A 22,825-nucleotide genomic window follows, 5' to 3' on the forward strand; every position below is an offset into this window, starting at 1 on the left:
CCGCTTGACCCTTCCCCCTACCGTGCTGTGGGTGACGGACTCACCACAGCAGACGCTCGACGACGCGACCGCCGTGCTCCGCTCGGCGCTGGCCGGTGACGGCGACGCGGTGACGGGGACGTTCGACGCGGTCGTCGACCGGTCCGGCCTGGCCGGCGCGTACGGGGTGGCCTGGTGCCTCGCCGCGACGATGGTCGGCGAGCCGGCACCACCGGGCACCTGCGCCCTGGACTTTCCCGGCATCGACGAGGCCGGCTACGACACCCGCTGGGTGGCGCGTTTCGTCAGCGCGTACGCCAACGCCGACGACGACACCGGAGAGGCGCTGTTCGGGGCGGCGGCGGCCGACGGGCTGCTGCCGGAGTGCCTGCTCACTCTCGCCGGCTCGACCGTGGCGACGTTGCGCAGCCGGGCCGCCTGACCGCTCCGGGCGAGGCCGTCCTGGCGTGACAGGCTGAGGGGCATGTCCGACGCCATGCTCAGCAAGGTGCGCAAACTGCTGGCCCAGGCCGAGGATCCGGCCTGCACCCCCGCCGAGTCGGCCGCCTTCACGGCCAAGGCGACCGAGCTGATCGCCCGCTACGGCGTGGACCGGGCGCTGCTGGCCGCCAGGGACCCGGCCACGGACCCGGTGAGTGACCGCGTGGTCGAGGTCGTCGCCCCGTACGCCCGGGACAAGGCCGGCCTGCTGGCGGCGGTTGCCGATCCGCTGCGCTGCCGCTGCGTCCGCCGCCAGGAGGGCGCGGGCTTCGCCATGCACCTGTTCGGTTTCGCCAGCGACCTGGAGCGGGTCGAGCTGCTCTTCACGTCGCTGCTGGTGCAGGCCGCGCACGGGCTGGCCGGCGTCGAGGTGCCGGCCGGCGCGCACCTCGCCGCCTTCCGGCGTTCCTGGCTGGCCGGCTTCGCCCAGGTGGTCGGCGTGCGGCTGCGCGCGGCGGAGGCCGGGGCGGTCGCCGAGGCGGGAGCACCCTCGATGGCGCTGGTCCTGGCCGACCGGTCGGACCGGGTCCGGCACCGCGTCGCCGAGGTCTACCCGCGGCTGCGTACCGCAGCGCCGCGCCGGCTGGCCGGCGGCGGGTTCGGTTCGGGTGCCGAGGCGGGCCGCCGCGCGGATCTCGGTGGCCGGGGCGTCGCCACCGCGCCGGGCGCGCGCCCCGGCATCGCCGGCTGACCTTTCGGCCGTCGTCAGGCGTCCTGCTGTCAGGCGGCGGGGCAGGCCGGGCGGCGGGGCGGTCGGGCGGCGGGGCGCGGAGCCGGTCAGCCGGCGTCGTGGTCGGCCACCCTGGCGGCGTAGCGGGTGAGCAGCTCGTGCCAGCCGGCGGTCAGCGCCTGCCGGTAGCCCTCCGCGGCCTCGCCGTGCCGGTCGAAGTGCCGGTGCTCGACCTCCACCCTGGTCCGCTCCGGCCCATCCGGGTGGAAGAGCACCTCCACCTCGCTCGCCTTCGCGGGATCCGGCACCGGTGCGCGGTCGGCCCCGATCTGCCAGGTGAAGACCAGCCGCTCGGGCGGGTCCCAGGTCAGCACCCGGCCCCAGTCACAGCGAAACCCGTGGGGGCCGATCTCGTAGAGCATGCCACCGGCGCGCGGCTCGATGCCCAGGCCGGCGAGCTGCTCCGGCCCGGACCAGGTGTATTCCACCACCCACCACTGCGCCAGGGAGCCGGTGAACACCGCGAACGCCCGCTCCGCGGAGGCGGGGACGAGGAGGGCGCTGCGCAGTGTGAACTGTTCGAACTCCTGCCGGACGCCGGCCGGGTCAGCCATCGCCTGTCCCATAGGCCCGGACCCTACCGGCTGCTGCCCGGGTGCGCAGCACGCGTTCTGGCCCCGTCTCCCGTACGACGGACAGCAGCCCCGGCCGGCTACGTCGGCCCGTCGTCGCGCGGAACGTCCGGGTGCGCCACCGTTCCGCCACCGCACCCGGCGGGATGTTCGGCCGGATTGCGGGTACCCGCGCCGGACGGTCCCGGCCGGCCCGGCCGGAGGATGCGGAGCGGGGAGCATGAGCGAGAACGTGCAGCAGCGGGATCCGGACCGCAGCGGCGGTCGATCGAACCGGCGCGACGGGGAGGCCGAACCTGTCCGCCGGGACACAGCGGCGGAGCACGCGGGACGGGGCGGGACGGCGGAGCGTGCCGGTCGGGGCGGGGAGGCCGAGCCGGACGTCCTGCTGGACATACCGAAGGTGTCGGTGGACTCGATCCGGCTCGCCGTCGACGGGCTGGACGCCGACGTCTCCCTGCGAACCCGGCTGGCCAACCTTCTCCAGCTCGACGCCGGGGTCCGGGTGCACCTGGAGGGCGTCGAACTGGACATCACCGGGGTGCACGCCGAGGCACTGCTCAAGGTGCGGCTGGAGAAGCTGGTGGAGATCCTCGACCGGGCGCTGACCACCATCGACCGCAACCCGCAGATCATCCAGGCGCTGTCGCGTACGGCGACGGCCTCGCTGGACGACGTGAACCGGGCGACGCAGCAGGTGGGCAACCTGGGCGAGCAGCTTGCGGGCCCGGTGGAACGGGTTGGCGGCCCGGTGGAGCAGCTCGCGGGTCCGGTGGAGCGGGGCGGCGGTGCCACCGACGATCTCGGCCAGCAGGTGGGTGCGATCGGGACGGTCGCCGACCAGCCCCTCGGCGGGCCGGGCGGCCCCGAGGAACGGGAGCGCGGCCAGGCTGCCCCGGAGCAGGGTGGGAGGCGGCCGGGCGGCGAGCAGGGCAGGGCAGGGCCTGGTGGTGGGGAGCGCGGCGGGCGGCGACCGGGGGCTGGTGAGCAGGGCGGGCAGCGGGCCGGTCGCGAGGAGCAGAGCGCGCAACGGCCGGGCGGCGAGAGGGTCGGCGGACCCGGTGGCGGTGGGGGCATGCGCGGAGAGGTGGGCGCGGATCGTGGCACCGGCGGACCGGGCGGGGGGCCGGGCAGCGTGAGCCGTCGGGTGGCCCGTCCGAGGGCGGGCCGGGCCGGCAGCCTGAGACCTCCGGTGGGGGCGGCGTGCAGAGCGCGGCACAGCTCGCCGAGCAGGCGGGGGAGACGTTGAGGCAGGCCGGCCGGAGCGTCTGGGAGGCGATCCAGGACGGGATGGCCCAGCGCCGCCAACAGCGCTGACACCGCAGGGCGATTCCGGGGCATCCTCCCCGCCGCACCCACGGATGGCCTGTCCCCACCCTGGGCCCGGGTTACCTGCTGGCTCGCAGCGCGTCGATCATCCACTCGTCCGGAGGCGTGCCGCGTAGCCCGTCATCCGTGGCGTACACCCGGCACATCAGGCCGTAGGCGTCTCGACCGGCCGCGTCCTGCTCCACGTCGACGCCGTTCACCCGTACGGTGGGCGAGCCGAGGAACCGCTCTGCCCGCGCCTGCTCGTCGGAGTCGATCCGACGATGGATGATCGTCTCCTCGATGCCGGCAGCGGACAACAGTGAACGGATCCGCGCCTCCAGGCCCTCATGGTTCGGGCAACCGTCGAAGTACAGGATCTCGATCATTCGTTACCGACCAATGGCAGCGGGGAAAGCGGCGCTGGCCCGTGCGCAATGCGGCTCCGTGTCAGCGAGCGGGTTGAGGAGTGTGGCACCGCACCGAAATGATACGGCCGGTCTGAGAATCGATGGTGAGCTCGGTCCTCGGCCACAGGGTTGTTGGATCGACGAGGCAGCCCCTGCACGCAGAAACGCCGACCGGCGTTTCCGCTGGTCGGCGCTTCAGTAGCCCGGCGAAAGGCTATGTGGCCAGGGGCGGGGTCGAACCGCCGACCTTCCGATTTTCAGTCGGACGCTCGTACCAACTGAGCTACCTGGCCGTGTTGCTCGGTTCATGCTACCCGCACAGCGGATGCTCCGCCGGGAGGGTCACATGCCCCGATACGCAGAACGCCGCGCATGGCGCGGCGTCAGCGCTGGCGGTCCTGACGGGACTTGAACCCGCGACCTCCGCCTTGACAGGGCGGCGAGCACTCCAACTGCTCCACAGGACCTAGCTTTGTTGCCTCCGACCGAAGCCGGACCGTGCCCCCAACGGGATTCGAACCCGTGCTACCGCCTTGAAAGGGCGACGTCCTGGGCCGCTAGACGATGAGGGCGGCCCCGCCATCATTGCACACTCGCAACTTCAAGCGGACTTGCTCCCATCCGGCCCCGCCGGAGGCTTGGATAGCTTACGTGATGGTCGGCCCCACGACCAAACCGGTATGGCCCTTGCCACGGAAGCCCGTAAAACCGCAGGTCAGAGGGGGGTTAGCGGGGCGGGGCGATGCCGTAGCGGCGCTTCAGGTCGGTGATCAGGTGGGGGGAGGCAGCCAGCGTGGCCGCCCGATTGCCGCCCCCGTCGTGCAGCAGCACGACCGAGCCGGGCCGGGCCGCGGCGCGTACCCGCTTGATGATCGTCGCGGCGGTCGGCTTGCCCCAGTCCTGGGGGTCGACGTCCCAGTGCAGCGACCGCATGCCGAGTTGCTTGGCGACCGTCACCACCTCGGGCGTCCACCGGCCGCCCGGTTGCCGGTAGAACGGCACCTTGGCGTCCGGCACCGCAGCCCGGATCGCCGCGTTGGTGCGGACGAGGTCCCGCCGGATCTCGGCGACCGGCCGCCGGGCGAGGTCCAGGTCGTGGCGCCAACTGTGGTTGCAGAGCTGGTGCCCCTCCCGCACGATCCGTCGGACCAGGTCGGGGTGCCGCCGGGCCTGGGTGCCCACCACACAGAACGTGGCGGTGACCCGGGCGGCCCGGAGGCGGTCGAGGACCTTCGGCGTCCAGACCGGGTCCGGCCCGTCGTCGAAGGTCAACGCCACCGTCCGTACGCCGGTCGTGCGGCGCAGCCCCGCCGGCAGTTTGGTCGGCAACGGGCGGACCAGGCGCCGGGGCGGGGTGGTCCGGGGCGGCTGCGGGCTGGCCGACGGGGCCGGCTCGGTCGGCAGCGGGGCCGAGGCGATGGGGCTGGGGCTGGCGGACGGCCGGTCGGTCGCGTCGCCGCAGCCGCTGCTGAGGAGAAGCAGGGCCAGACCGGAGGCCAGCACGGCGCGTGGGCGCATCGTTCGCTCCCGGAGGGGTCGGGGTCGGCGGACCTCCCGACGCTAGTGGACGCCGTTTTGCCCCGATACCCCCGGTCGGTCCGCCGCCGCCTGGCCCAGCGAGTCGCGTACGGCGAGCGCCAACGAGACCGCCTCCGTGAGGTCGGCCGGCCGCACCACCCCGGCGGGCAGCGAGTCCGCCAGCCAGCCCGGCCCGGCGGCGAGCACCAGCAGCGGCCGGCGGGGCGCGGCGAGCAGCGCGTCGAGCTGGGCGGGGTCGGCAGTCACCTGGGTGTGCGACCAGAGCACCACGGCGGCCGGCCCGGTCCGGTTGACGGCCTCGACCAGCGCGGGCAGCGGCACCCGGGCGCCGAGCATCCGGTAGCCGACCCCGGCTTCGGCGAGCGCGGCGGCGAGCGCCTCCAACGGCAGGGTGTGCTGTTCCTCGTCGGCGCAGGAGAGCAGGACGCGTGGCGGAGCGCCGGGCGCGCCGGCCCGGGTGACCACCGCGAACGCCTCCGAGACGCAGCGCGACACCAGGTGCTCGACCTCGACCAGACCACCGGTGGCGGCGTGCCGCTCCCCGATGCCGACGAGCACCGGGCGCAGCAGCCCGTCCCAGGTGGCGATCACGCCGTCCGCCTGCACGGACCGGGCGATCGTCTCGCCGATCGCCACCGGGTCCAGCCGCATTGCGGCACGGGCCAGACCCCGGGCCGCCGGCCCGGCCCGGCCGACCGGAATGGTCGAACCGCCACCGTCGCGGCCGTCGACGGCGGGCACCTGCGGGCGTACGCCGGTGTCGGCGGGAACGGCGTCCGGTGCCCGGCGGGCCCAGCGGGCCGCCTCCGCCGGGGTGACCCCCTGGGCGGTGAGCCGTCGCATTATCTCCAGGCGCGCGAGGTCGGCCGGCGTGTAGCGCCGGTGGTGCCCGGGGACGTGCTCGCTGGGCCCGAGCCCGTAGCGCTGGTGCCAGGTGCGCAGGGTGGTCACGGCGACGCCCAGCCGCCGGGCGACGGCTCCCGCGCTCAGCGCCTCATCGACCACCCGACCGCTCCGGCGCGTCGTTCGCCGGCGGGCCGGACGGAGTGACGTCCGGGCCCGGCGGGTCGACGGCAGGCCCGGAGGGGTGCAGCAGACGGTTCACCACCCCGCCGAGCCAGGGAGCGTACGCGCGGGGGTCGGCGTCGATGTCGGCCACCAGCGTGACGGGGTCGACCCAGCGCAGCTCGGCCACCTCGTCCGGGTCGGGCAGCAGCGGGCTGCCCGGCCGGAACTCGCCCCGCAGGACGTGGTCGTACTCGAACTCCACCCGGCCGGTGGCCGGGTCCTCGGCGTAGTAGGCGTACACCCCGACCTCGGTCAGCTCGACCGGGTCGGCGCCGAGTTCCTCGCGCAGCCGGCGGTTGGCGGCCTCGGCGGGGGACTCGCCCGGAGCCGGGTGGCCGCAGCACGCGTTGGCCCAGCGCAGGGGGAAGCGGGTCTTCACCGGGGCCCGTCGTTGCAGCAGCACCCGGCCGTCGGGGTCGACGAGCAGCACCGAGAAGGCCCGGTGGAGCTGACCCGGGGGCTGGTGGGCGGCGGCAACGGTGGCCTGGCCCTGCGGTCGCCCGGCGTCGTCGACGAGCTCGACGAGGTGGTGCTCGCGGGTGGTCACGGCAGGTGTCTCCCGGGTTCGAGGGCGGGGGCCATCAGGCGCCCCCGGTGATGCGGCTGGCGGCGAGCTTGCCGGAGATGAGCACCATGGGCACGCCGACGCCGGGCTGGGTGCCCGAGCCGACGAAGACGACGTTCGACAGCGTCCGGTGCAGGTTCGACGGGCGGAACGGGCCGGTCTGGAAGAAGCTGTGCGCGGCGGCGAACGGGGTGCCGGCGGCCATGCCCTGCTCCGCCCACTCGGCCGGGGTCACGGCCCGCAGCACCTCGACGCCGGCACCGAAGCCGACGTAGCCGCGCTCCTCCAGGGTCCCGACGAGATGGTCGGCGTAGCGGTCGGTGAGGTCGCCCCGCCAGTCGAACGGCGCCCGGTCGAGGTTGGGCACCGGGGCGAGCACGTAGTAGGTGTGCCGTCCGGCGGGCGCCACCGACGGGTCGGTCCGGCTCGGGTTGGTGACCAGCAGGGACGGGTCGCTCATCAGCTCGCCCCGCCGGATGACCTCATCGAAGGTGCCCCTCCACGACCGTCCGAAGTGGATGTTGTGGTGGGCGATCTTCCCATATTCCTGCGTCGACCCGATGTGCAGGACCACGCAGGACGGGGAGTAGGTGAGCTTGCGCGGGCGGGTCGGCGGCAGCAGGTCGCGGTAGGCGACCGGCAGGTCGGGATTGAGCACGACCACGTCGGCCGGGATCAGCTCGCCGTCGGCGGTCAGCACGCCGGTGGCCCGGCCGCTCGCCGTCTCCACCCGGGTCACCGTGGTGTCGTAGCGGAGCTCGACGCCGTGCTTCTCGGCGGCGCCCGCCATGCCGCGGGAGACCGCGTGGATGCCGCCGCGCGGGAAGTAGACCCCGGCCACCGAGTCGAGGTACGCGATGACCGCGTAGATGGCCAGCGCGTCGTGCGGCGCGAGGCCGGCGTACATCGCCTGGAACGAGAAGATCCGCTGGGTGCGCGGGTCCCGGAAGAACTGGTTGATCTTCGTCTGGAGTCGGCGGAAGGCGCCGCCCGCCAGCAGCTTCACCAGGTTGCCGGTGAGCAGGTCGGTGGGCGCGTCCAGGTTGCGCTCGATGAAGTCGGCGCGTTCCCACTGCCAGAGTTTCCGGGCGTAGTCGACGAAACGCAGGTAGCCGTCGGCCTCGCGGGGGCCGCAGACCCGGGCGATCTCGGCGGCCATCCGGGTGGTGTCGGTGATGACGTCCAGCGTCGAGCCGTCCGGGTAGTAAGCACGGTAGGCCGGGTCGAGCGGGGTCAGGTCGAGCCAGTCGTCCAACTCCTCGCCGACCGCGCCGAGGGCCTCGGCGATCAGGTCCGGCATGGTGAGCACGGTGGGGCCGGTGTCGAACTCGTAGCCGTCCACGCCGAGCCGGCCGGCCCGGCCGCCCGGCACCGGCTCGCGTTCCAGCACGGTCACCTGCCGACCGCTGCCCGCCAGGTGCAGCGCGCAGGCCAGCCCGCCCAGCCCGGCGCCGACGACGACCACCCGGTCCGTACGCCCGTCAACGGTGCGCACGCGACCACCTCCTTGTTGCGAAGCTGCCCATCATGCCCGCCAGTTGGTGGCGGCGGTGGCGAGACCGGTGAGCGCGGTGCGCGTGGTCTCGTCGATCGACGCGGTGTCGAGCGCGGTCAGCGCCTCGGCGACCCGGTCGGAGACCATGCGCTCGACCCGGTCGACCGCCCCGGTGTCGGCGACCAACTCGGCGAGGCGGGCGACCTCCGTGTCTCCGACGCCCGCGCCGACCCGGTCCAGTGCGCGCCGCTGAGTCGGTGTGGCGAGCTGCCGGGCCAGCATGAGCAGCGCGGTCGGCTTGCCGGTGCGCAGGTCGTCGCCGGACGGCTTGCCGGTGACCGCCGGGTCGCCGTAGATGTCGAGCAGGTCGTCGCAGAGCTGGAACGCCTCGCCGACGGCGAGCCCGTAGCGGGTGTACGCGGCGGCCAGCGGGTCGTCGTCTCCGACGCCGGCCAGGCGGGCGCCGAAGAGCAACGGCCGCTGCACCGTGTAGCTCGCGGTCTTGTAGCGGGCGACCCGGAGCGCCAGGTCGACCGACCAGTTCGCCGCGTCGTTCTCGCCGAGCACGTCGAGGTACTGCCCGGCGACCGTCTCCACGCGCATCTGGTCGTAGCAGCGCCGGACGTCGAGCAGGCGGGCCGGCGGCAGTGCGGCGTGCGCGAGGAGCCGGTCCGCCCAGACCATGCAGAGGTCGCCGATCAGCACCGCGACCGCCTCGCCGAACCGACGCGGATCGCCCCGGTGGCCGGCGGCGGCGTGCCGGGCGGCCAGCGCCACGTGCGCGGTCGGCCGGCCCCGGCGGGTCGCGGAGGCGTCCATCACGTCGTCGTGCACGAGGGCGAAGGTGTGCAGCAGCTCCAGGGCGGCGAAAGCGGGCAGCACCGGCGGCAGCGGATCCGCGCCGCCGGCCGCGCCGCGCCACCCCCAGTAGGCGAACGTGGGGCGGACGCGCTTGCCGCCGGCCAGGACGCAGTCGCGCGCCGTCGCGGCGAATCCGCCCATTGCCGCGTCGATGTCGGTCAGTGCGTCGACCTCGGCGGCGAGGAAGGTGGCGAGGGTGTCTTCCACCGCCGTGATCAGGTCCTTCGTGTACGCGGTCAGGACCGCGCGGACCGGGTCGTCCCTGCCGGTCGGGCTGGCGGGGGCCACACGGAGCGCGTTTCCTGCAACTGCGTCGTTGGCCATGCGGCCGAGCGTACCCTAGGCTACGAGTTGCGTCGATTGGTGCGTCGATAAGTGAGGAGCGTCGGTGGACACGGATCTCACCGCGGCCTATGCCCGCTGCCGTGAGCTGCACAGACGGCACGGCCGCACCTACTATCTCGCCACCCGACTGCTGCCCGCTTGGAAACGGCGACACGTGCACGCCCTGTACGGATTCACGCGCTACGCCGACGAGATCGTCGACCGCACCGAGAAACTTCCCCTGACCGAGCGCGCCGCGCGGCTCGACGACTGGGCCGGCCGCTTCGTCGCCGGACTGCACGGCGAGCCGGTGGACGACCCGCTGCTCCCCGCCGTGCTGCACACGATCGCCGTCTTCGATCTCGACCGGGACGACTTCGCGTCGTTCCTCAAGAGCATGGCGATGGACCTGACGGTCACCTCGTACCGCTCCTACGGCCACCTGCTCGACTACATGGAGGGCTCGGCGGCGGTGATCGGCACCATGATGCTGCCGATCCTGGGCAGCTCGGACCCGGCGGCGGCCCGGGAGCCGGCCCGCCAGCTCGGCTTCGCCTTCCAGCTCACCAACTTCATCCGGGACGTGGCCGAGGACCTTGACCGGGGGCGGACCTACCTGCCCGACGACGACATGGCCCTGTTCGGCGTCACCCGCGAGGAGTTGGCCGAGGCACGAGCCCGGGGCCGCGCCACGTCGCGGATCCGGGAGCTGATCGCGTACGAGGTGACCCGCGCCCAGGCGCACTATGCCGCCGCGGCCCCCGGGATCATCCTGCTCGCGCCCGCCTCACAGGCCTGCATGCGCACGGCCTACGCGCTGTACGGCGGGATCCTGGACGAGGTGGCCGCGCGGGACTACGACGTCTTCGCCGACCGGGCACAGGTGCCGCAGCGCCGCCGCCTGGCGGTGGCCGCCCGCGCCCTGCTCACCCCGGCCGGCACGCCGGTGGTGATCCCCGGACCCGCCCTGGTGCCCGGCCCGGTGGCCGTGCCCACCCCGTGACGGCCCCCGGCCGTTCGCAGGTCCCCACGTCGGCGGGCAGCCGGATTTCCTCCGGCGACCGGCTGGCCGGCCGCCGGGCGGTGCGCGATGCTGGCGGGATGGCGGATCCGGAACTGGTGGACGTGGTCGTGGTCGGCCTCGGGGTCGGTGGCGAGGAGGTGGCCGGGCGGCTCGCCGAGGCGGGGCTGACCGTCGTCGGCATCGAGCGTGACCTGGTCGGCGGTGAGTGCCCGTACTGGGGGTGCGTGCCGAGCAAGATGATGATCCGGGCGGCCAACGCGATCGCCGAGGCCCGCCGCGTCGACGGGCTCGCCGGCAGCGCCGAGGTCCGGCCCGACTGGGCGCCGGTGGCGAGGCGGATCCGCGAGGAGGCCACCGACACCTGGGACGACAGGGTCGCGGTGGAGCGGTTCACCGGCAAGGGTGGGCGGTTCGTCCGGGGCAGCGCCCGGCTCGACGGCCCCGGCCGGGTCCGGGTCGGCGAGCAGGTCTTCCAGGCCAGGCACGGGATCGTGCTCGGCACCGGCACCAGGCCGTCCGTGCCGCCGGTCGACGGGCTGGCCGACACGCCGTACTGGACGAACCGGCAGGCGATCGAGGTCGAGGAGCTGCCGGAGTCGCTGCTGGCGCTGGGCGGCGGGGCGATCGGGCTGGAGCTGGCCCAGGTGTTCGCCCGGTTCGGCGTGCGGGTCACCGTGGTCGAGGCCATGGACCGGGTGCTCGCCGTCGAGGAGCCGGAGGCGTCCGAGGTGGCCGCCGCCGCGCTGCGCGCCGACGGGGTGGAGATCCACACCGGCGTGCGGGCGGAGCGGGTGAGCCACGACGGGCGCGGCTTCACCCTGCACGCCGCCGGCGGGACGACGCTCACCGCCGAGCGGCTGCTGGTGGTGACCGGCCGCCGGGCACACCTGGACGAGCTGGGCCTGGACACCGTCGGGGTGGACGCCGGCCGGCGCTACCTGACCGTCGACGACCGGCTGCACGTCACCGAGGGGATCTGGGCGGTCGGCGACGTCACCGGCGAGGGCGCGTTCACCCACGTCGCGATGTACCAGGCCGGGATCGTCGTCGCCGACGTGCTCGACCACGCCCGGCGCGCCGACGGCGGCGCCGACCCCAGCGGTACCGCCAGCGTGGTGGGCGGCGCGGCGGGCGCGCTCGGTGCGCTCGGCGCGACCGGGTCGAGCGGCTCCGCCGGCTCCGTGCCGCGCGCCGACTACCGGGCGCTGCCCCGGGTGACCTTCACCGACCCCGAGGTCGGCGCGGTCGGCATCACCGAGCGGCAGGCCCGCGAGCGGGGCATCAACGTCCAGGTCGGCCTCGCGCAGCTGCCGTCGTCGGCGCGGGGCTGGATCCACAAGAGCGGCAACGAGGGCTTCGTCAAGCTCGTCGCGGACGCCGACCAGGGCGTGCTGATCGGTGCCACCTCGGTGGGGCCGACCGGTGGCGAGGTGCTCTCCGGGCTGGTGGTGGCGGTGCACGCGGCGGTGCCGCTCGCCGAGCTCCGGCACATGATCTACGCGTATCCGACCTTCCACCGCACCATCGAGGACGCGTTGCGCAACCTGTCCTGACGGCTCCGTAACACCTGCTCGCCGACATGCTCCGGGATCCTGTGCCGGACCGAGCACCCGGCGGCCGATCAGCCGCCGGCAGCGCCGTGCCGGCCCGCGCCAGCGGCGAACCGGGCCGCCCCGGCCGCCGAGTCGGCGGCCAGCGACTCCATCCCGTACGCCAACTCCACCTCCAGCGCCGCCGGCTCCGGCAGGCCGGCCCCGGCGAGCACGGCGGCCCGGTCGTTGCGCAGGCAGGTCCGCGGGTGGCGGGCGATCTCGGCCGCCAGCCGCTCGGCCGCCGCCCGGGACTCACCCGGCGCGACCAGCCGGTTCACCAACCCCATCGCGTACGCCTCCTCGGCCGGCACCGGCCGCCCGGTGAGGATCAGGTCCATCGCCCGGCTCTCGCCGATCAGCCGGGGCAGCCGGACCGTGCCCCCGTCGATCAGCGGCACCCCCCAGCGGCGGCAGAACACCCCGAGCACCGCATCGGACTCGGCGACCCGCAGGTCGCACCAGAGCGCCAACTCCAGCCCGCCGGCCACCGCGTGCCCGGAGATCGCGGCGATCACCGGCTTGCTGAGCGTCATCCGGGTCGGACCCATCGGGCCGTCCCCCTGCGCCTCGACCCGGTTGCCGCTCGGGGTGCCGATGGCCTTCAGGTCGGCCCCGGCGCAGAACGTGCCGCCAGCGCCCCAGAGCACGGCCACCGAGGCGTCGGGGTCGGCCTCGAAGGCGCGGAACGCGTCAGCCAACGCCCGGGCCGTCGGCCCGTCCACCGCGTTGCGGGCCGACGGCCGGTCCAGGATCACCGTGGTCACCGCCGCGGCGCGTTCGACGCGTACCCCCATCGGGACAGCATGCCTCCGGCGGTGCCGGCGGCGCCAGGCACGGGTGCACCCCGGTCCGGCCGGGTGCTTCCGTCGGTCGCGTCCCGTTCCGGGCCGGTGGAGGCGTCGTCACGTACCGCTGCGGATCCGTCACCGCCGACCGGTTTGCGGTCGCTCCTGCCGGGAAATCGGCACAGGTGCGAGCATTACTGACGAAGATCGAGCAGGCATCCGGCCTGGACCGGGCCGGCGACCGGTTGCAGCGTGCCGTCCAGGCCACCCTCCGGCCACAGCGGGTCCGCGACCTGCTGCACGGCGTCTGGCTGGGTCACCCGCTGCACCCCGCGATGGTGCAGGTGCCGGTCGGCGCGTGGATCAGCACGGCGATGCTGGACCTGATGCCGGGGCAGCGCCGGGCCGCCACCACCCTGTGCGCGGTGGGCACGGTCAGCGCGGTCCCGGCTGCGGTCGCCGGCCTCAACGACTGGGCCGCGCTGGCTCGCGACCAGCGCCGGGTCGGCCTGGTGCACGCCGCCTCCAACGGCGTCGGCCTGGCGTTCTACGCCGGCTCGGTGGCCGCCCGGATGGCCGGCCGGCACAACCTCGGCCGTACGCTCGGCTTCCTCGGGCTCGGCGCCGCCAGCATGGGGGCGTACATCGGTGGGCACCTCGCGTACAAGCAGGGCGCGCAGGTCAACCAGAGCATCTCCGAGCTGCACCGGATGACCGACGGCTGGCACTCGATCGCGGACATGGCCGCCCTGCCGCAGCGTAAGCTGATCACCCGGGAGGTCGACGACGTCTCGGTGATCCTCTACCGACACGGCGACGAGGTCACCGTCATGCTGGAGCGTTGCCCACACCAGAGCGGCCCGCTCGGCAAGGGCGAGGTGCAGGAGATCGACGGGCACGCGTGCGTGGTCTGCCCGTGGCACGGCAGCGCGTTCCGGCTCAACGGCGGCGAGGTCGTGCACGGCCCCTCCGGCAACGACCAGCAGATCCTGCCGACCCGGATCGTCAACGGCGTCCTGGAGACCCGCCTCCCCTGACCCGCTCCGCTCCCACCCCGGCCCTTGCGGCCCCTCCTTCCCCCGGTTGATCAAGAGGTTCAGGCTCAAGTCGATCTCCCTGGCGGACCAGAACTTCTTGATCAACCAGCGGGGCGGCGGGTGGGGTGCGCGCAGGTTGCCCTTCGGATGAGCTGCCGGTCGCGCGCGTCCGAGGTGGACCGGATCCGTGTGCTCGCCATGTCGTTTTGCCGCGGGGTTGCGTCGCACCCGATGGGCGAGCATAGGCTGACGCACGCCGATGCAGCAGAGGGTGATTCATCTGAATACCCTGAGTGACTGTGGGTGGGGTGGTGGCGGGTGGTCGCGGCTGGTGAGGGTGGCTCGGGCGGCGAGGATCGGAGATGCCTCCGGCGGGAGTCACTACTCTGTGTGGTTGCCTTCGGTGCCGGGCCCTGGGGGCGATCGTGGCGCTGACCGGGCCGCCGGCAGTGGCGGAGTCGACCGCACCGCCGGACGCCGCACGTGGGGCGCGGCTGCTGGCCGTACTCGCGCTCGCCCCGGCGCTCCGGCTCGCCGTGATCCGGCACGCCGTACCGCCGGGGGTGGCGACCCGGACCGGATGCGACGCGTGCGGCGCCCCGATCGGGCTGACCCGCCCCTGGCCCGCGCTCGGCCCGACGGCGCGGTGCGGGCGGTGCGGTACGCGCGTCGGCCCGCCGCCCGGCGCGATGGAACTCGCCGTCACTGCGGCACTCGGGGCGCTGGTGCTGCTCGGGCTGCCCGCCGATCCTGCTGGTGGTGCGTGGCTCGGAGGCGAACCGGCCGTGCTGGCCGCCACCGCCTGGTGGCTGGGCTGGGCCATCCCGCTGGTCTTCGTCGACGCGGCCGTGCACCGGCTACCGGACCGGCTCACCTGGCCCGCCGCGGCCGGCACCTGGCTGCTGCTCGGGCTGGCCGCGCTCGCCGGGACCGGGCCGACGCCCTGGCTGCGCGCGACCGCCGCCGGCATCGCGCTGGCACTCTTCTTCGCCACCACCACGCTGCTGCTCGGCCAGCGCGGCTTCGGTCTCGGCGACGCCAAACTGGCGCTCGGGGCCGGCGCACTGCTGGGCTGGCACGGCTGGGCGGTTCCGCTGGTCGGTCTGGTGCTCGCCCTGCTGCTCTCCGGGCTGGTCGGCGTCGCACTCCTGATCGCCCGCCGCGTCGACTGGCGCAGCCACCTCCCCTTCGGCCCCTACCTGGCCCTCGGCACCCTCGCCGCCCTCCTCCTACCCTGACCGCCACGAGCGGGAGCGGGAGCGAGGGCGGGCGGCGGAAGCGGGTGGGGCGGGAAGTCAGCGGCGGGCTGGGGTGGCGGGGTCGGGGGCGGGGTGCTCGGCGTGCCGGGCGCGGCGGTGCAGGAGAGCGGCGGCGGGGCGGGCGAGAAGAGGTGTGAGCAGCGCGGCGAACAGGGCGCCGAGCAGGACGCCGGCGACCACGTCGTGCGGGTAGTGCACGCCGACGAAGGTGCGGGAGAACGCGGCCAGGGCGGCCAGCGGCAGTGCGATCAGCCCGACCCGACGGGACAGCAGCAGGGTCGCCACGGCGAGCCCGCCCGCGATGGTGGAGTGGTTGCTGGGGAAGGACCAGTCGCCCGTCGGCGGGCACTCGCTTGCGATGACGGCGACTTCGGTGACGAGCGCCCGGCAGGGGCGCTCCTGGTCCACCAGCGTCTTCGACAGTTCGCTGAACCCGTACGCGAGCACCACCGGCAGCGGCGACACCAGGGCGTACGCCCGGTCGCGCGGCCCGCCCCGGAGCCGGGACACGGCCGCGACCAGCCACAGCGCGCCGAGCAGCAGGATCGCGCCCTCGGTGAAGTGTTCGGCGAACCACTGCACCGGTTGCGGGGTGCCGGCGGCGAAGTCGACGATGTCCCGGTACCACTCGGCACTGATCTCCGGAACATCCGGCGTGTCCGTATCATTCATGATTCACCTCTCCCATCGTTCATACCTCGTTTACCTCGCAGACAACCCTGGAACACCTGGAAGACGCGCGCAGTATGCGTTGGTCGGGCGGCGACCCCGACTTTCGTCTCAGCGACCTCTCAGACCGGTCTGCTTCGATTGGCCTGGTAAGTCGGACTTCCTGGAGGCGCCGTGCCCGACACCCCCACCGCCGATCGACCGCCGACCGGGCACGGGACGGGGGGCGACGAGGCCTGGCGGATCCGGCGTACGGAGGCCGACCTGGAGCGTCTCGCCGAGACCGAATCGATCTTCGCGCTGGGCAACGGCTGGGTGGGCTGGCGCGGAAACCTGGACGAGGGCACGCCCTACGGCATGCCCGGCAGCTACCTCAACGGCTTCCACGAGCGGCGCGAGCTGAACCATCCCGAAGACGGGTACGCCTTCCCGCAGTTCAGCGACACGGTGGTCAGCGCCCCGAACGCCGCCCTGATCCGCCTCTGGGTCGACGGCGAGCCGCTGGACGTGCGCACGGGCACCCTGCGCACCCACGAACGGGTGCTCGACCTGCGCGCCGGAGTGGTCGAGCGGTACACCGAGTGGGTCTCCCCGGGCGGACACGGCGTTCGCGTCCGCAGCATCCGGCTGGTCTCCCTGCCCCGGCGTCCGGTGGCCGCCGTCCGGTGGTCGGTCGAGCCGCTGGACGGCGCGGTCGAGGTGCGGGTCTGCGCCGACCTGATCGCCAACGAGCGGGTCCCCGAACGCTCCGACGACCCCCGCGCCGCCTCGGTGCTCCCCGACCCGCTGACCGCCGAGTACCGCCACTCCGACGGGCACGACGGCGTCCTCGTCCACCGCACCAGCCGCAGCGGGCAACGGGTCGCCGTCGCCGTCGCGCACGAGGTGCGGGCCCCGGACGGCTTCGCCGACGGCGTCGACTGTGCGCCCGACCGGTTGCGCCTCACGCTGACCGGGTCGCTGCGCGCCGGCCAGCGCCTTGAGCTGACCAGGTTCGCCGCGTACGAGTGCACGGCGGTCGACGCGATGCCCCCGGACGAGCTGGCGGGCCTGGTCGTCGCGGAGGCCGGCGCGGCCCGCGCGGAGGGCTTCGAGGCACTGCTCGCCGGCCAGCGCGCGGCGCTGGACGCCGCCTGGCGGACCGCAGACGTGCTGCTCGACGGCGACGAGGAACTCCAGCAGGCCATCCGCTTCGCGGTGTTCCACCTGCTCCAGGCGGGCCGGGCGGACGGCGACCGGACCATCCCGGCGAAGGGGCTGACCGGCAACGGCTACGACGGGCACGTGCTCTGGGACACCGAGGGCTACGTGCTGCCCGTGCTGACCTACCTCGCCCCGCAGGTGGCCCGCTCGGCGTTGCGCTGGCGGCACGCCCACCTGCCGGAGGCCCGCGAGCGCGCGGCGGAGCTGCGACTGGCCGGGGCGACCTTCCCGTGGCGGACCATCGGCGGGCGGGAGTGCTCCGGATACTGGCCGGCCGGCACCGCCGGCCTGCACGTCAACGCCGACATCGCCGACGCGGTGCTGCGCTACGTCGCCGCCACGGGTGACGAGGAGTTCCTCGTCGCGGCGGGGCTGGAACTGCTGGTGGAGACGGCCCGCCTCTGGCACGGCTTCGGCCACTGGTCCGACACCGGCACCTTCCACCTGCACGGGGTGACCGGCCCCGACGAGTACGCCGCGCTGGTCGACGACAACCTCTTCACCAACCTGATGGCCCGGCGCAACCTGTGCGGCGCCGCCGCCGCGGCCGAACGGCATCCCGAGGCGGCGGCCCGGCTCGGTGTCGACCCGGCCGAGGTGTCGGCCTGGCGGGCCGCCGCCGACGCGGTCTTCATCCCGTACGACCGCAAGCGCGGGGTGCACCAGCAGGCGGCCGGCTTCACCGAGCAGCCTGAGTGGGACTTCGCGAACACCTCCGAGGACGACTATCCGCTGCTGCTGCACTTTCCCTATCTGGAGCTGTACCGCAGGCAGGTGGTCAAACAGGCGGACCTGGTGCTCGCCATGCAGCGCTGCCCGGGGGAGTTCACGGCCGACGAGAAGGCCCGCAACTTCGCCTACTACGAGGCGCGGACCGTCCGGGACTCGTCGCTGTCGGCCTCTCCACAGGCCGTCCTCGCCGCCGAGGTCGGGCACCTCGACCTGGCGTACGACCTGTTCGCCGAGTCGGTGCTCCAGGACCTGGCCGACCTGGGCGACAAGACCGGCGACGGGCTGCACCTGGCGTCGCTGGCCGGGGCCTGGCTGGCGCTGGTGCAGGGCTTCGGCGGGATGCGCGACGACCGGGGGGTGCTCTCCTTCGACCCCCGGCTGCCGGCGGCGATCGACCGGCTGGCCTTCAGCCTGCGCTGGCACGGCCACCGGCTGCGGGTCACCCTCACCCGGGACGAGGCCCGCTACGAGCTGCCGGACGCCGAACCGGGGGCGGGCATCGAGGTGTGGCACCACGGCGAGCCGATCCGGGTAACCGGCGCCGGGCCGGTGACGCGGCCGATGCCCGAGGTGCCCGACCCGGGGCCGGAGCCGCCCGCCCCGCCCGGCCGTCGCCCCGCCGCCCAGCACTGAGGTGTAAGGAAGGGCCCCTTCCCATCCCTTTTTGGATGGGAAGAGACCCTTCCTTCACCTGGGTAGGGTGGCGCGATGTCCGAACTCCAGCGGCTTGCCGCCCACCACGCCACCGCGCTGCTGCGCTTCGAGCGGGAGAACCGGGAGTGGTTCGCCAGGTCGGTGCCGGATCGGGGCGACGCGTACTTCGCCGGCTTCGCCGAGCGGCACGCGGGGCTGCTCGCCGAGCAGGAGACCGGTTGCTGCCACTTCCACCTTCTGGTCGACGCCGACGGCACGGTGCTGGGCCGGTTCAACCTGGTCGACGTCGCTGACGGCGAGGCCGAGCTGGGCTACCGGGTGGCCGAGCGGGCAGCCGGGCGCGGGGTGGCGACCGACGGCGTCCGCCGTGTCGCCGCGCTGGCCCGCCAGGCGTACGGGCTGCGCCGGCTGACCGCCGAAACCACCGTGGACAACGCGGGCTCGCTGGCGGTGCTCCGGCGCACCGGGTTCACGCGGGTCGGCGAGGTGTCACTCGACGGGCGCCCCGGGCTGCGGTTCGTCCGCGACCTGACGGCCGACGACTGACGCGCCGGACATCCGCTGCCGGACGGCCTCCAGCGCCTCGAAGGCGTACGCCCAGTTGTGGCACTTGAAGCTGCGCAGCCCTTCGATGGGGGTGCGGCAGTCGGTGCAGCGCACCCCGGCGATCGCGTCGGGGACCTCGGTGTTGACGTACTTGCGGTCGCCGAGGATGACCGTCGCGATCATCATCCGGTCGTGTACGCCGGAGAGGGCGGAGGAGACGATGTCGTACCAGTTGACCCGGCGCCCGCACTTCGGGCAGTCCGGCTCGTCCCCGCTGACCCAGAGCGGGGCGCCGATGCTGCGCAGCGGCATGCCGAGCAGCTTCTCGATGCGTCGCACGTCCGACTCGGGGGTCGTCCACCGGTGCTCGCCGGGCAGTGCGGCGGGCGAGTCGTAGACGGCACGGAACAGGACCGGGTCGACCTCCACGGTTTCGCTCTGGCTGGTCATCGGCGTCCTCCTCCACGGTCGGAGCCCCCACCGTCGTCGCGGTGGAGCGGGCACAACAGGATCAACGACGACCGGGGCCAGTCGTTGTCCGGGCGAGGAGGCGCAGGTCGGCCGGTGGTCTTCGCCAGCGCGCAGCCATTGGTCGCGGCGCAGGTCACGTCACGTCACGTCCGGGGTGCCTTCGAGCTCCGTCGTGACGAGATGCTCGGTGCCGTCCAGGGTCACGAACGCGTTCAGCTTCATGCCGGGCCTGCGCCCCGTGCTCGTGCCGATCCGCCACTGCCACCTGGCCAGACCCTGCGCGTCAGCCGTCGCCGGCCCCAGTCCGCTGGCCCGGCTGGTGCGTCCGCTCGGGTAGACCACCCGCAGGTTGCACGGGGCATTCGCCCGCGTCTGGGCGAGCACTCGGCAGTGTCCACCGATCCACGCGGTGCCGATGGCCACGTCGTCCAGCACGAAGACGTTCAGCTTGTCGCAGATCGCCGACATCGAGTGCCCCCAGGCGCGGACCTCGGGATCCGTGACACTCGCGAAGTGCAGGCCCACCGCAGTGAAGGTCTCCCGGTCCAGCCAGAGCGACCCCGAATCGCCAGGCCCGCCGAGCGCCCCCTGGGGCGGGGGAAGACCGTTGTCGACGACGACCGAGAACTCCAGCCCGTCGGTGCCGTCGATGATGCCGTTGGTGACGCCGGTCCGCAGCCCGGACTTGACCACCCTGAGGCCGACGGTGTGAGGCTTGCTGCCCGCCGCGGGCAGTGGCAGGTCAGCGATCCTGGTGGAGACGCTCCGGCTGCGGGTGCCGTCCTGTTCGCCGATGGAGCAGAGCGCGGCGTCCAGGCCCTCGTCCCAGCGTAGGAGTCGACCGAGGAAACTGTTCGGCGGCTCCGGGTCGGGTGGCACCGGGTCGGGTTGGATGATCGGGTCCATCGCGACAGCTGGATTGGCGACGACGACGTGCCAGTTGGTCAGGGCGAGGGGGCGCAGGGTGCCCCTTTCGAACACGATGGATCCGAGTGTGCCGGGTCCGCCCCCCTTGACGTTTCCGATGCTGATGCCGCCGAGTGCGGGGTCCTGGCGGGAGTGCCGGAATTCGGCGTCGGGCACGGGATTGCTCTCGATGACGTCGACCGGGACGCCGTCGATCTCATCGGGCAGCCGGTCGGCGTCCGGGAGATCCGAGGCCGGCAATTTGCGGTTGACGTGGACCCGGATCGCGAGGCGGTCGGAGGGCCGCTGTCGCTTGAAGGCGAAACCGACATCGACGGCACGAACATTCGGGTACGCCATCAGGCGCTTCCGATGCCGACGCATGAATGTGAGCAGCCGCTCCTGTTCCTGAGGCGTGATCTCGTGCACGGTGCGCTCCCTACGTACGGCCGGCACCTCGGCGCGGCGACGAGGTTCTCCCCGTCCTCATGCCGGAGCGCGTTCCCCACATGCGTCGCCCCATGCCCAGCGGCTCCTCCCGCCCGCAACGGGCCTGCGGTCGACTCCAACGCAGACGGTCATGCAGCAGCGGCTGGGCAGGGATCGCGTCCCGACCGCCTCACCGGGGCCGGCGCGACGACGTCCAGTCCTGCTGTTGCAGCCGTTCGATGCCGTCCAGCAGCAGGTCCAGCGCGAACTCGAACTCGAACTGGTCGTCGCAGCCCTGTCCCACGACCGACGCGTCGTCGTGGGACGCCGCCCCGGAAATCTCCGCGAGGTGCGGGAACCGGGCCGCGACCTCCGGTGGTAGGGCAGTCGGCGGGTCCGGGTCGGCCGTGCCGGACCGGCCGGCGCGTCGGGAGGCGTCGAACAACTCCTGGCTGAAGCCCAGAATCCTGCTGCCCATCGCGTGCATCACGTGGTGGGCGAGGTCGGCGGAGAACCCCCCGGCCCGTAACGTGCCGACCATCGAGTCGAGGTAGGCGAGGACGGCCGGCGTCGCCATGTTCCTCGACTCGATCGCGAGCGGCGCCCAGGGGTGGCGCCGCAGCGCCTGCCGCGCCGAGAGGATGCGGCTGCGGACCGCGTGCTTCCAGCCGGCATCGGGCACCGGCGGGTCGATCTCGCCGACGACGACGTCGATCATGCCGTCGAGCAGTTCGTCCTTGTTGGCCACGTGCTTGTAGAGGGCCATCGGCACGACGCCCAGATCGTGGGCGAGGTTGCGCATGCTGAGGGACTCGATCCCGGCCCCGTCGGCGAGCGCGACGGCGGCGCGCAGGATCCGGTCCCTGCTCAGCGGCGCCCGGCGCAGCGTCTCAGCCATCTCGGTCCTCGTCTTCGGCAGCGGTTGAAACCATAACCGCCTTGACGGGTGTACGGCGTACACCTACATTGGGCTCATGAGGTGTACGCCGTACACCCTGAGGGGAGGGAAAGGTGAAAGCAATCGTCCAAGACCGGTACGGCCCACCGGAGACGCTCAAGCTCGCGGACGTCGACACACCGGTGCCTGCCGCCGACGAGGTGCTCGTGCGGGTCGAGGCCGCCGCGCTCAACGCGTACGACTGGCATGCCATGCGTGGCGATCCACGGATGGCGCGGTTGGCCATGGGCCGATCGAGGCCACGGGCGCGCATCCGTGGCCGCGACTTCGCCGGCCGGGTCGAAGCCGTCGGCAGCCACGTCCGCCAGGTACGCCCTGGTGACGCCGTCTTCGGCGACCTCGGCGACGCCAACGGCGCATTCGCCGAGTACGTGTGCGTGCCTGCGGCCATGGTCGCGCCGAAGCCGGCGAACCTGACGCCGCAACAGGCGGCAGCCCTGCCGCTCGCCGGTGTCACCGCGCTCATGGGACTGCGCGACGTCGGGCAGGTCGAGCCCGGCCACCGCGTCCTCGTCAACGGCGCCTCCGGCGGCGTCGGCACCCTGGCCGTCCAACTGGCCAAGGTGCTCGGCGCGACCGTGACGGGGGTGTGCAGCACCCGTAACGTCGACCTGGTCCGCTCCCTCGGCGCCGACCACGTCGTCGACTACACCCGCGACGACTTCACGCGCGACGCCCGCCGGCACGACGTCGTGTTCGACCTGGTCGGCAACCGCCCACTCACCGCGCTCCGGCGGGCGCTGACCCCGACCGGGACGCTGGTGCTCTCCGGCGGCGGCGTGTACGGCGGCGGCAGCCTCGTCGGACCGGTCTGGCTCCTCGCGCGCGGGCGGCTGCTGGCACCCCTCGTGCGACACCGCATCGTCACACTCACCACGGCACCCAGCCGACAACACCTCGACACGCTCCGCGCCCACGCCGAGGCCGGCCGCCTCACCCCGGTCATCGACCGGACCTATCCGCTCCACGAGGTGCCACAGGCCATCCGGTACCTCGAAGGTGAACACGCGCGGGCGAAGGTGGTCATCACCCTCTGACATGCCATTGTCAGGTGGCGTAAGGAGGACAGCTGGCGTCAGCGGTCGTCGAACCTGGGGCGTGAAGCCGAGGCTGGGCCGTCACACCCGTCGACCAACGTGATCGGCGTGCGGTAGCTGCCGGTGGTGTCGCGACTCCAGTAGCCCCAATCCACAAAGTCGGGCTACCGA

Annotated in this window: 22 protein-coding genes and 3 tRNA genes; 10 read left to right on the top strand and 15 right to left on the bottom strand. The window is 73.6% G+C overall.

Annotated features, from left to right (window positions below):
• Positions 1–31 precede the first annotated feature (31 nt).
• The gene (locus tag AB0D32_RS05880; RefSeq protein ID WP_357085378.1) at positions 32–421 is read left to right on the top strand and encodes a hypothetical protein; all 390 of its coding nucleotides are present in this window, start codon (positions 32–34) and stop codon (positions 419–421) included.
• 42 nt (positions 422–463) lie between these two features.
• Positions 464–1,171, top strand: a complete 708-nt coding sequence (locus tag AB0D32_RS05885) for a DUF2786 domain-containing protein (RefSeq protein WP_357085380.1) — start codon at positions 464–466, stop codon at positions 1,169–1,171.
• A gap of 86 nt (positions 1,172–1,257) precedes the next feature.
• Here the strand turns inward: AB0D32_RS05885 and AB0D32_RS05890 are convergent, their stop codons facing one another.
• Positions 1,258–1,776: an SRPBCC family protein gene (locus tag AB0D32_RS05890; RefSeq protein WP_357085382.1), complete on the bottom strand. Its 519-nt coding sequence runs from the start codon at positions 1,774–1,776 to the stop codon at positions 1,258–1,260.
• Positions 1,777–2,002: 226 nt separating this feature from the next.
• On the opposite strand from AB0D32_RS05890, the gene AB0D32_RS05895 reads away from it, so the two are divergent.
• Positions 2,003–3,031 carry a hypothetical protein gene (locus AB0D32_RS05895; protein WP_357085384.1) on the top strand — a complete coding sequence of 343 codons (1,029 nt, stop codon included), beginning with the start codon at positions 2,003–2,005 and terminating at the stop codon, positions 3,029–3,031.
• A gap of 139 nt (positions 3,032–3,170) precedes the next feature.
• Here AB0D32_RS05895 and AB0D32_RS05900 read toward each other — a convergent pair whose 3' ends face one another.
• The 9 genes from AB0D32_RS05900 to AB0D32_RS05940 form a co-directional block, all read right to left on the bottom strand.
• Complete coding sequence (locus AB0D32_RS05900; RefSeq protein WP_357085386.1) at positions 3,171–3,479, bottom strand: hypothetical protein; 309 nt, start codon at positions 3,477–3,479, stop codon at positions 3,171–3,173.
• Between the two features lie 240 nt (positions 3,480–3,719).
• Positions 3,720–3,793 (bottom strand) — tRNA-Phe (locus tag AB0D32_RS05905).
• A gap of 97 nt (positions 3,794–3,890) precedes the next feature.
• Positions 3,891–3,967: transfer RNA gene (locus AB0D32_RS05910), tRNA-Asp, on the bottom strand.
• Between the two features lie 32 nt (positions 3,968–3,999).
• Positions 4,000–4,072, bottom strand: a tRNA-Glu gene (locus AB0D32_RS05915).
• Positions 4,073–4,226: 154 nt separating this feature from the next.
• The gene (locus AB0D32_RS05920) at positions 4,227–5,018 is read right to left on the bottom strand and encodes a polysaccharide deacetylase family protein (RefSeq protein ID WP_357085388.1); all 792 of its coding nucleotides are present in this window, start codon (positions 5,016–5,018) and stop codon (positions 4,227–4,229) included.
• Between the two features lie 42 nt (positions 5,019–5,060).
• Entirely contained in the window at positions 5,061–6,044 is a 984-nt protein-coding gene (locus AB0D32_RS05925) for a MerR family transcriptional regulator (RefSeq protein ID WP_357085390.1), read from the bottom strand.
• Positions 6,034–6,654, bottom strand: a complete 621-nt coding sequence (idi, locus tag AB0D32_RS05930) for an isopentenyl-diphosphate Delta-isomerase (protein ID WP_357085392.1) — start codon at positions 6,652–6,654, stop codon at positions 6,034–6,036. Before idi ends, AB0D32_RS05925 begins: the two co-directional genes overlap by 11 nt.
• Before the next feature lie 34 nt (positions 6,655–6,688).
• Complete coding sequence (gene crtI / locus AB0D32_RS05935) at positions 6,689–8,167, bottom strand: phytoene desaturase family protein (protein ID WP_357085394.1); 1,479 nt, start codon at positions 8,165–8,167, stop codon at positions 6,689–6,691.
• Positions 8,168–8,197: 30 nt separating this feature from the next.
• Positions 8,198–9,352 carry a polyprenyl synthetase family protein gene (locus AB0D32_RS05940; RefSeq protein ID WP_357085396.1) on the bottom strand — a complete coding sequence of 385 codons (1,155 nt, stop codon included), beginning with the start codon at positions 9,350–9,352 and terminating at the stop codon, positions 8,198–8,200.
• A gap of 64 nt (positions 9,353–9,416) precedes the next feature.
• On the opposite strand from AB0D32_RS05940, the gene AB0D32_RS05945 reads away from it, so the two are divergent.
• Positions 9,417–10,355 carry a phytoene/squalene synthase family protein gene (locus AB0D32_RS05945; protein WP_357085398.1) on the top strand — a complete coding sequence of 313 codons (939 nt, stop codon included), beginning with the start codon at positions 9,417–9,419 and terminating at the stop codon, positions 10,353–10,355.
• Between the two features lie 98 nt (positions 10,356–10,453).
• Positions 10,454–11,929, top strand: coding sequence for an FAD-dependent oxidoreductase (locus AB0D32_RS05950; protein ID WP_357085400.1), 1,476 nt, complete (start codon positions 10,454–10,456; stop codon positions 11,927–11,929).
• A gap of 68 nt (positions 11,930–11,997) precedes the next feature.
• Here AB0D32_RS05950 and AB0D32_RS05955 read toward each other — a convergent pair whose 3' ends face one another.
• Positions 11,998–12,762: a crotonase/enoyl-CoA hydratase family protein gene (locus AB0D32_RS05955; protein ID WP_357085402.1), complete on the bottom strand. Its 765-nt coding sequence runs from the start codon at positions 12,760–12,762 to the stop codon at positions 11,998–12,000.
• 176 nt (positions 12,763–12,938) lie between these two features.
• On the opposite strand from AB0D32_RS05955, the gene AB0D32_RS05960 reads away from it, so the two are divergent.
• Positions 12,939–13,790: a Rieske 2Fe-2S domain-containing protein gene (locus AB0D32_RS05960; RefSeq protein ID WP_357085404.1), complete on the top strand. Its 852-nt coding sequence runs from the start codon at positions 12,939–12,941 to the stop codon at positions 13,788–13,790.
• 449 nt (positions 13,791–14,239) lie between these two features.
• Entirely contained in the window at positions 14,240–15,028 is a 789-nt protein-coding gene (locus tag AB0D32_RS05965; protein WP_357085685.1) for a prepilin peptidase, read from the top strand.
• A 57-nt stretch (positions 15,029–15,085) separates the two neighbouring features.
• On the opposite strand, the gene AB0D32_RS05970 is transcribed toward AB0D32_RS05965, so the two are convergent.
• On the bottom strand, positions 15,086–15,721 hold the full coding sequence (locus tag AB0D32_RS05970) for a phosphatase PAP2 family protein (protein ID WP_357085406.1): 636 nt from the start codon (positions 15,719–15,721) through the stop codon (positions 15,086–15,088).
• 171 nt (positions 15,722–15,892) lie between these two features.
• On the opposite strand from AB0D32_RS05970, the gene AB0D32_RS05975 reads away from it, so the two are divergent.
• A complete protein-coding gene (locus AB0D32_RS05975; RefSeq protein WP_357085408.1) occupies positions 15,893–18,286 on the top strand; it encodes a glycosyl hydrolase family 65 protein in 2,394 nt (797 codons plus the stop codon).
• 75 nt (positions 18,287–18,361) lie between these two features.
• The gene (locus tag AB0D32_RS05980; protein ID WP_357085410.1) at positions 18,362–18,853 is read left to right on the top strand and encodes a GNAT family N-acetyltransferase; all 492 of its coding nucleotides are present in this window, start codon (positions 18,362–18,364) and stop codon (positions 18,851–18,853) included.
• Here the strand turns inward: AB0D32_RS05980 and AB0D32_RS05985 are convergent.
• The 3 genes from AB0D32_RS05985 to AB0D32_RS05995 form a co-directional block, all read right to left on the bottom strand.
• A complete protein-coding gene (locus tag AB0D32_RS05985) occupies positions 18,797–19,303 on the bottom strand; it encodes a hypothetical protein (protein WP_357085412.1) in 507 nt (168 codons plus the stop codon). The two genes, AB0D32_RS05980 and AB0D32_RS05985, sit on opposite strands and share 57 nt — an antisense overlap.
• 159 nt (positions 19,304–19,462) lie before the next feature.
• Positions 19,463–20,659, bottom strand: a complete 1,197-nt coding sequence (locus AB0D32_RS05990) for a hypothetical protein (protein WP_357085414.1) — start codon at positions 20,657–20,659, stop codon at positions 19,463–19,465.
• Between the two features lie 190 nt (positions 20,660–20,849).
• A complete protein-coding gene (locus AB0D32_RS05995) occupies positions 20,850–21,557 on the bottom strand; it encodes a TetR/AcrR family transcriptional regulator C-terminal domain-containing protein (RefSeq protein ID WP_357085416.1) in 708 nt (235 codons plus the stop codon).
• 113 nt (positions 21,558–21,670) lie between these two features.
• Between AB0D32_RS05995 and AB0D32_RS06000 the strand changes: the two genes are divergently transcribed.
• A complete protein-coding gene (locus tag AB0D32_RS06000; RefSeq protein WP_357085418.1) occupies positions 21,671–22,654 on the top strand; it encodes an NAD(P)-dependent alcohol dehydrogenase in 984 nt (327 codons plus the stop codon).
• Positions 22,655–22,825 lie beyond the last annotated feature (171 nt).

The organism is Micromonospora sp. NPDC048170, assembly GCF_040652795.1.
Taxonomy (GTDB): Bacteria; Actinomycetota; Actinomycetes; order Mycobacteriales; family Micromonosporaceae; genus Micromonospora.

What these genes read in the sequence shown, in the direction of transcription:
- AB0D32_RS05890 (WP_357085382.1), bottom strand. Translation starts at nt 1,776, where the DNA reads ATGGGACAGGCGATGGCTGACCCGGCCGGCGTCCGGCAGGAGTTCGAA.
- AB0D32_RS05885 (WP_357085380.1), top strand. Translation starts at nt 464, where the DNA reads ATGTCCGACGCCATGCTCAGCAAGGTGCGCAAACTGCTGGCCCAGGCC.
- AB0D32_RS05980 (WP_357085410.1), top strand. Translation starts at nt 18,362, where the DNA reads ATGTCCGAACTCCAGCGGCTTGCCGCCCACCACGCCACCGCGCTGCTG.
- AB0D32_RS05940 (WP_357085396.1), bottom strand. Translation starts at nt 9,352, where the DNA reads ATGGCCAACGACGCAGTTGCAGGAAACGCGCTCCGTGTGGCCCCCGCC.
- AB0D32_RS05900 (WP_357085386.1), bottom strand. Translation starts at nt 3,479, where the DNA reads ATGATCGAGATCCTGTACTTCGACGGTTGCCCGAACCATGAGGGCCTG.
- AB0D32_RS05920 (WP_357085388.1), bottom strand. Translation starts at nt 5,018, where the DNA reads ATGCGCCCACGCGCCGTGCTGGCCTCCGGTCTGGCCCTGCTTCTCCTC.
- AB0D32_RS05950 (WP_357085400.1), top strand. Translation starts at nt 10,454, where the DNA reads ATGGCGGATCCGGAACTGGTGGACGTGGTCGTGGTCGGCCTCGGGGTC.
- AB0D32_RS05995 (WP_357085416.1), bottom strand. Translation starts at nt 21,557, where the DNA reads ATGGCTGAGACGCTGCGCCGGGCGCCGCTGAGCAGGGACCGGATCCTG.
- AB0D32_RS05955 (WP_357085402.1), bottom strand. Translation starts at nt 12,762, where the DNA reads ATGGGGGTACGCGTCGAACGCGCCGCGGCGGTGACCACGGTGATCCTG.
- AB0D32_RS05985 (WP_357085412.1), bottom strand. Translation starts at nt 19,303, where the DNA reads ATGACCAGCCAGAGCGAAACCGTGGAGGTCGACCCGGTCCTGTTCCGT.
- AB0D32_RS05970 (WP_357085406.1), bottom strand. Translation starts at nt 15,721, where the DNA reads ATGAATGATACGGACACGCCGGATGTTCCGGAGATCAGTGCCGAGTGG.
- AB0D32_RS05895 (WP_357085384.1), top strand. Translation starts at nt 2,003, where the DNA reads ATGAGCGAGAACGTGCAGCAGCGGGATCCGGACCGCAGCGGCGGTCGA.